The sequence below is a fragment of the Flavobacterium sp. genome (genome assembly GCF_043720215.1).
Taxonomy (GTDB): domain Bacteria; phylum Bacteroidota; class Bacteroidia; order Flavobacteriales; family Flavobacteriaceae; genus Flavobacterium.
In genome coordinates this window covers 1-7,523 of sequence record NZ_JAYSSZ010000251.1, presented here as the reverse complement: position 1 = coordinate 7,523, position 7,523 = coordinate 1, and the positions used below count along the sequence as shown (strand labels likewise).

Genomic DNA, 7,523 nt, shown 5'->3' with positions numbered 1-7,523 from the left:
GCCTCGTGAATTCGAGAAAGATTCGGTTATCAATCAAAATAATTATACTCAGAAATTAGAAAAAGTTGAAATCGATACCGAAAAATTAATTTTAGAAGGTAGAGAAATCGATAATAAAAAAATCAGTATGTCTGAAATTGATTACAACGAAAAAATTGATGGCAACCTTATAGATTCAAAGAAAAATGGATAGTGCATTTATAATAGAAAAGAGCGTTGTTATTTTAGTGGTTTTTGCATTAACCATGATTATGGCGATGTATTCTACTTGGGCAGAACGTAAAGTAGCTGCATTTTTGCAAGATAGAGTTGGACCAAACCGTGCCGGTTGGGGCGGATTATTGCAGCCACTTGCTGACGGATTAAAATTATTTTCGAAAGAAGAATTTTCTCCAAACACACCTAATAAATTTTTATTTGTCGTAGGACCAGCAATTGCGATGAGCACGGCTTTAATGACCAGTGCAGTGATTCCTTGGGGAGATAAACTACATCTTTTTGGAAGAGATATTTTATTACAAGCTACCGATATTGACAATGCCTTATTGTACATTTTTGCAGTAGTTTCTGTTGGAGTTTACGGTATCATGATTGGTGGTTGGGCTTCAAATAACAAGTTCTCGTTAATGGGAGCAGTTCGTGCGGCTTCACAAATGGTATCGTATGAAGTTGCCATGGGATTGTCTATGATTGCTTTATTAATGATGACTGGAACATTGAGTTTGAGAGAAATATCAGCACAACAAGCAGGAATGAATTGGAATGTTTTTTACCAACCCGTTTCTTTTTTAATCTTTTTAATTTGTGCTTTTGCAGAAACAAACAGAACTCCTTTCGACTTAGCAGAATGTGAATCGGAATTAATTGGAGGTTACCATACAGAATATTCTTCTATGAAAATGGGATTCTATTTGTTCGCTGAATATGCGAATATGTTTATTTCCTCAGCAATTTTAGCTGTTTTATTCTTCGGAGGATACAATTATCCAGGAATGCAATGGATGGTTGAAAACGTTGGAATAAACACTGCAAATATTTTAGGTTTCTTAGCTTTGTTTATCAAAATTTGTGGATTCATTTTCTTCTATATGTGGGTTCGTTGGACGATTCCACGTTTCAGATACGATCAATTAATGCATTTGGGTTGGAAGATTTTAATCCCACTAGCAATTCTAAATATAATGGTTACAGGAATTTGCCTTTTACTGTTTAAATAAAAGATTTTATGTCAACGACTATACAAAATATATCATTATCAGGTAGAAAAAAACAAGTTTCCAATAAGGAAATGACTTTTTTAGAAAGCCTTTATCTTGTGGCGATTGTAAAAGGATTACTTATTACAATCAAGCACTTTTTTAGAAAAAAAGTAACCATTCATTATCCTGAACAAGTACGTGAGATGAGCCCAGTTTATCGTGGTCAACACATGTTAAAACGTGATGAACAAGGTCGTGAAAACTGTACTGCTTGTGGTTTGTGTGCACTTTCTTGTCCTGCAGAAGCAATTACAATGAAAGCTGCTGAGAGAAAATCAAACGAAAAGCACTTGTACCGTGAAGAAAAATATGCAGAAATATATGAAATCAATATGTTGCGTTGTATTTTTTGTGGTTTGTGTGAAGAAGCTTGTCCGAAAGACGCGATTTACCTAACGACTTCAAAAGTTTTGGTTCCTTCAAGTTACGAAAGAGAAGATTTTATCTTCGGAAAAGACAAACTGGTTATGCCTTTAGATATCGCAATGCAAAATGCACAACTTAAAAACGCTAACTAATGAGTACATTATTAATTATTTTCTACTTTTTGTCGGCCATTACATTGGCGACTGCATTTTTAACTATCATTAGTAAAAACCCTATTCATAGTGCTATTTATTTGGTGATTTGCTTCTTTAGCGTTGCAGGTCATTATTTATTATTTAACGCACAATTTTTAGCTATCGTTCATATTATAGTGTATTCTGGAGCCATTATGGTTTTGTTTTTATTTACCATTATGTTGATGAATTTAAACAAAGAAGATGAACCTCATAAAAATATTGCGTCAAAATTAGCAGCTGTTGTTTCTTTTGGATTGGTTTGTTTTGTGATGTTAGCCGTTTTCATTAAAGCAATACCAAAAATTGAAACGTACAGAACTTCTGGTCAAGATTTTCAATCGATAAAAGTTTTAGGTAAAGTATTACTTAATGAGTATATGGTTCCTTTCGAATTCGCTTCTGTATTGTTGCTAGTAGCGATGATGGGTGTAGTGTTATTGTCTAAAAAAGAAAAATCAATTCAATAAAATGAATAATATATTAGTAGAAATAGGAATTGAAAATTACATTTATTTGTGTGTGATTTTATTCTGTATCGGAATTTTTGGTGTTTTGTTTAGAAGAAACGCCATCATTATGTTTATGTCTATCGAAATTATGTTAAATGCGGTAAATTTACTTTTTGTAGCATTTTCAACTTTTCATCAAGATGCACAAGGACAAGTTTTTGTATTCTTCTCGATGGCTGTGGCTGCTGCCGAAGTTGCGGTAGGATTGGCGATATTAGTGTCAATATTTAGAAACTTAAGTTCTATTGATATTGATAATTTAAAAAATTTAAAAGGATAAATACTAATGGAAAAAAATTTAGCTTTAGTATTATTGTTAGCACCACTTTGTGGATTCTTATTTAATATTTTTCTTGGGAAAAAAGCAGGAAAAACCATTGTAGGAGCTATAGGAACATTATCGATTCTGATATCATTTTTCGCAACTACATATTTTTTTGCACTGATTCAATCAAGTGTAAAACCAATTCAAATTGATTTGTTTCAATGGATTTCTTTAGAAAAATTCAATGTTAACTTCTCATTCTTATTAGATCAATTGTCTATTCTTTGGTTGTTATTCGTAACTGGAATTGGAACATTAATTCATTTATATTCTATTTCTTATATGCACGATGATGAAAATATGCACAAGTTTTTTGCGTATTTGAATCTGTTTGTGTTTTTCATGATTACATTGGTCATAGGAAGTAATTTATTGGTAATGTTCATTGGTTGGGAAGGTGTTGGATTGTGTTCTTATTTACTAATTGGGTTTTGGTATAAAAATCAAGAGTATAATGATGCAGCCAAAAAAGCTTTCATCATGAACAGAATTGGTGATTTAGGTTTGTTGATTGGGATATTTATTCTAGGATATTTATTCAATACTTTAGATTATACAACACTTAAAAGCGGCATTTTATCAAATAGTGATATTTTATCAAATCCATTATTATCTATCGCTGCTCTATGTCTATTCATCGGAGCTTGTGGAAAATCAGCACAAATTCCATTATATACTTGGTTGCCAGACGCGATGGCTGGACCAACTCCGGTTTCGGCATTAATTCACGCTGCGACAATGGTCACCGCTGGTATATTTATGGTAACCAGAATGAATTTCTTATTCGATTTAGCACCGTATATTCAAGATATAATGGCAATCGTTGGAACAATTACTGCCATTGTAGCTGCTTCTATCGGATTGGTTCAAAATGATATCAAAAAAGTATTGGCTTATTCTACAGTTTCACAATTAGGATTAATGTTTTTAGCTTTGGGTCTTGGCGCTTATGAAGTGGCTGTTTTCCATGTTATCACGCATGCTTTCTTCAAAGCTTGTTTGTTCTTAGGTTCGGGTTCGGTAATTCACGCTTTGCATGGCGAACAAGATATGCGCAAAATGGGTGGTTTGAAAAAATATATGCCAATTACATTTTGGACGATGATGATTTCGACATTAGCCATTTCGGGAATCTTTCCTTTTGCAGGATTCTGGTCTAAAGATGAAATTTTAATGACAGCTTTCCACGGAAATATGATTCTTTGGATTATTGGTTCGATAGCTTCTATCATGACTGCATTTTATATGTTTCGATTAATGTATTTGACATTCTTCAAAGAATTTAGAGGAACCGATGAGCAAAAACATCATTTACACGAAAGTCCTAGTTTGATTACTATTCCATTAATAATTTTAGCGTTTTTAGCCGCTATAGGTGGATTAATTAGTTTGCCTGGAAACAGTTGGTTAAACCATTATTTAGCACCATTATTTGGTAAAGTTGGTCATGCAGAACATCATTTAGACGGTACTGCTTATATGTTGATGGCAATTGCAACTGTTGGTGCTTTAGTCGGAATTGGATTTGCTTATTTTAAATATATTAAAAACAGTGAAGTTCCTTCAGAAGATTCTGAAATTACAGGTGTTGCTAAAGTTTTATATAACAAATATTATGTTGATGAAATTTATGATGCAGTTATCGTAAATACATTATATAAAGTATCGCATTTCTTCAGAAAATATATTGAAACTGCGGTTTCTGGATTTGTTTTCGGTTTAGGGAAAATAACAAACGAAATTGGAAATCAAGGAAAATTAGTTCAAAATGGAAGCATCGGATTGTATCTTTTTGCTTTTGTATTAGGGATTTCTTCAATTTTAATTTATTTATTTTTAGTTTAATAATTACACACAATGAACGTATCATTTATACTCATATTTTTATTATTCGGTGCTGTGGCAACTTATTTTGCTGGAGATAAACTGGCTAAAACGGTAGCTTTGTTTTTCAGCTTAGCGTCAATTGTTGGATCAATATTTATATTAAATCAATACAATCATGGAATCAATTCTGATTTTATTGCAAATTGGATTTCAAATCCAAATTTATACATTGCCTTAAAAGTTGATGGATTGTCACTAGCAATGCTGCTTTTGACGACAGTTTTGACATCAATAATCATATTTTCTTCTTTTGGAAATCAATACAAAAACAGCAAAAACTTCTACTCTTTAGTATTGTTCATGTCATTTGCAATGGTGGGAACTTTCTTGAGTGCCGATGCTTTCTTGTATTATATTTTCTGGGAGTTGTCATTAATACCAATTTATTTTATTGCCCTTGTTTGGGGTAACGGAGATGCTGAAGAACGCAAAAAAGCAGTAATTAAATTTTTCATTTATACATTAGCAGGATCATTATTCATGTTGGTTGCTTTTATCTATTTATTCCAAAAAGCAGGAAGTTTAATGATAGGAGATTTGTATGCTGTACATTTAACTGATCAAGAACAATTTTGGATATTCTTAGCCCTATTTTTGGCTTACGCTATCAAAATTCCAATTATTCCTTTTCATACTTGGCAAGCAAATGTGTATCAAAAATCACCAGCCGTTGGTACGATGTTGCTTTCAGGAATTATGCTGAAGATGGGATTGTATAGTGTTATTCGTTGGCAATTACCAATAGCGCCTTTTGCAGCAAAAATGTATATGCCAATTTTTATTGGATTAAGTATTGCAGGAGTGGTATATGGTTCGATTGTAGCTTTGCAACAAAGAAATATTAAAAAATTACTGGCTTATTCATCTCTTGCTCACGTTGGTTTAATCGCTGCTGGAGCTTACACATTAACCTTAGATGGTTTGCGTGGTGCAGTTTTGCAAATGATTGCTCACGGATTTGTAGTTGTTGGTCTTTTCTTTGCTGTCGAAGTAATAGAAAGACGTTTCAATACACAAGAAATAGCTGAAATGGGCGGAATCAGAATTCAAGATAACAAGTTTGCTTCGATGTTTATGATTATCATGTTGGCTTCGGTTGCATTGCCAGGAACATTCAATTTTGTTGGAGAATTTACTTTGTTATACAGTTTATACAGTGCTAATATTTGGTTTGCAATTATTGCAGGAACAACGATTATACTAGGTGCAGTTTATATGCTAAAAATGTTTCAACACGTTATGTTGGGTGAAGCTAATTCTAAAATATTTCAATCGATAACGACAAACGAAACTATCGTTTTCGTAGTAATAATTGTTGTATTGTTGTTTTTTGGATTGTTTCCAAAACCAATCACAGATTTGATTACGCCTGCATTACAAGAAATTGTGACGAAAATTAATAAAGTTTAGGGTTCAGTTTTTTTGAATTCAATAATATAAAAAAGAAATATAAAGAATGAATACTCTTATATACATATCAGGATTGGGGATATTATCGCTTCTTGCAGAGATTTTTAATGCAAGAAAAGCAATAGTTCCAGTTACAATAATAGGTCTTTTAGCTATTTTAGGCTTTAACATTTCCGAATACAACCATCTAGGTTCTTATTTTAATAACATGATAGTTGTCGATAAATTTTCGGTAGCATTTTCAAGTTTGTTTATTGTAATAACTATTTTTTTAGTGGCTTTAAGTCATGAATTTTATAAAGAACAGGCAACTAAAATCTCGGATTATGTTGGAATAAAAGTATTTCTTTTAGCAGGAGCAGTAGCCATGGTTTCTTTCGGAAACTTGTCTATGTTCTTTTTAGGAATCGAGGTTTTATCTATTTCATTATATATACTTGCAGCAAGCAATCGATTAAATTTAAAAAGTAACGAAGCGGGAATGAAATATTTTCTAATGGGTTCTTTTGCTTCAGGAATAATACTTTTCGGTATCTGTTTGGTATACGGAGCAACAGGAAGTTTCGATTTGAATTCAATATCACAAATAGTTCATACTACAAATTACCCACAATGGTATTTTATAGGACTAATATTATTAGTAATAGGAATGTTATTTAAGATTGCAACGGTTCCTTTTCATTTTTGGGCGCCCGATGTATATGAAGGAGCACCAGCCTTAACTACCGCAACTATGAGTAGTTTAGCTAAAGTAGTAGCTATGGCAACATTATACAAGTTAGTTACATCGCTTTTTCCTTTTCAAACGTATTCTTTTCAACTCATCATTGTTTGTGTGGCAATTGGATCAATGTTATTAGGAAATATTATGGCGTTGCGTCAAAATAATGTAAAACGTATGTTTGCTTTTTCTGGTATATCACATGCTGGTTTTATGGTTTCAACACTTTTGATAGCAAATAATGCAGCAAGTACATTATTATATTATGCAGCTGCTTATGCAGTGGCGGGAATTGCTTTTTTTGCAGTTGTAATGTATGTAACTAAAGATAAAGAAAATGAAACTATTGATAGCTTTATTGGTTTTGGAAAATCACACCCATTATTGGCGGGAATCCTAACGGCTTCTTTATTGTCTATGGCAGGAATTCCTGTTTTATCTGGTTTCTTCGCAAAATTCTTTTTACTGAATCAATTGGTAAATACAAACTGGATGGTTTTAGTAATTGTGGCTATTATTAGTTCTATAATAAGTGTGGGTTATTATTTTAAAATAATCCTAGCGATGTACACAAAAGATAGTGAGCAAACTTTGCCAAAAGTTCCAGTAATGTATCAAATCGTTGCTGTTGTAGCGTTGATATTAAATATTGTATTGGGATTATTCCCAAACCTTGTTTTAGGATTGATTTAGAAAAAAAGCTTTTGAAGAACAAATATAAAGCAGAAAAAAACCTTAGTCTAACTAAGGTTTTTTTCTGCCAATTCTTTTTCGCTATTGATTAGATAAGCCATATTCTTAACCAAATTATCGTGTTTTTTTACAAACGGATTGGTTTCGTCCCAAACA

At 32.4% G+C, this 7,523-nt stretch carries 7 protein-coding genes and 1 pseudogene; all 8 read left to right on the top strand.

Translation table 11 applies throughout. The features are described from left to right. Positions 1-193: pseudogene (locus ACHZC3_RS10950) on the top strand (Fe-S-binding domain-containing protein); the annotation flags it as partial. Then, the gene (gene nuoH, locus ACHZC3_RS10945; protein ID WP_394759894.1) at positions 186-1,217 is read left to right on the top strand and encodes an NADH-quinone oxidoreductase subunit NuoH; all 1,032 of its coding nucleotides are present in this window, start codon (positions 186-188) and stop codon (positions 1,215-1,217) included. The pseudogene ACHZC3_RS10950 and the gene nuoH, both read left to right, overlap by 8 nt. Positions 1,218-1,225: 8 nt before the next feature. Next, positions 1,226-1,777: a NuoI/complex I 23 kDa subunit family protein gene (locus ACHZC3_RS10940; RefSeq protein WP_394759893.1), complete on the top strand. Its 552-nt coding sequence runs from the start codon at positions 1,226-1,228 to the stop codon at positions 1,775-1,777. Beyond that, positions 1,777-2,289, top strand: a complete 513-nt coding sequence (locus tag ACHZC3_RS10935) for an NADH-quinone oxidoreductase subunit J (RefSeq protein ID WP_394759892.1) — start codon at positions 1,777-1,779, stop codon at positions 2,287-2,289. The genes ACHZC3_RS10940 and ACHZC3_RS10935 overlap by 1 nt, the downstream gene beginning before the upstream one ends. 1 nt (position 2,290) lies before the next feature. Further along, on the top strand, positions 2,291-2,611 hold the full coding sequence (gene nuoK, locus ACHZC3_RS10930; protein WP_394759891.1) for an NADH-quinone oxidoreductase subunit NuoK: 321 nt from the start codon (positions 2,291-2,293) through the stop codon (positions 2,609-2,611). A gap of 6 nt (positions 2,612-2,617) precedes the next feature. Continuing rightward, positions 2,618-4,501 carry an NADH-quinone oxidoreductase subunit L gene (gene nuoL, locus ACHZC3_RS10925; protein ID WP_394759890.1) on the top strand — a complete coding sequence of 628 codons (1,884 nt, stop codon included), beginning with the start codon at positions 2,618-2,620 and terminating at the stop codon, positions 4,499-4,501. 12 nt (positions 4,502-4,513) lie between these two features. Next, positions 4,514-5,953: a NuoM family protein gene (locus tag ACHZC3_RS10920; RefSeq protein ID WP_394759889.1), complete on the top strand. Its 1,440-nt coding sequence runs from the start codon at positions 4,514-4,516 to the stop codon at positions 5,951-5,953. Between the two features lie 46 nt (positions 5,954-5,999). Further along, complete coding sequence (locus ACHZC3_RS10915) at positions 6,000-7,367, top strand: NADH-quinone oxidoreductase subunit N (RefSeq protein ID WP_394759888.1); 1,368 nt, start codon at positions 6,000-6,002, stop codon at positions 7,365-7,367. The last annotated feature ends 156 nt before the right edge of the window (positions 7,368-7,523 follow it).

Coding starts and splice junctions, on each gene's coding strand:
- ACHZC3_RS10935 (WP_394759892.1), top strand. CDS start 1,777: ATGAGTACATTATTAATTATTTTCTACTTTTTGTCGGCCATTACATTG.
- ACHZC3_RS10920 (WP_394759889.1), top strand. CDS start 4,514: ATGAACGTATCATTTATACTCATATTTTTATTATTCGGTGCTGTGGCA.
- nuoL (WP_394759890.1), top strand. CDS start 2,618: ATGGAAAAAAATTTAGCTTTAGTATTATTGTTAGCACCACTTTGTGGA.
- ACHZC3_RS10915 (WP_394759888.1), top strand. CDS start 6,000: ATGAATACTCTTATATACATATCAGGATTGGGGATATTATCGCTTCTT.
- ACHZC3_RS10940 (WP_394759893.1), top strand. CDS start 1,226: ATGTCAACGACTATACAAAATATATCATTATCAGGTAGAAAAAAACAA.
- nuoK (WP_394759891.1), top strand. CDS start 2,291: ATGAATAATATATTAGTAGAAATAGGAATTGAAAATTACATTTATTTG.
- nuoH (WP_394759894.1), top strand. CDS start 186: ATGGATAGTGCATTTATAATAGAAAAGAGCGTTGTTATTTTAGTGGTT.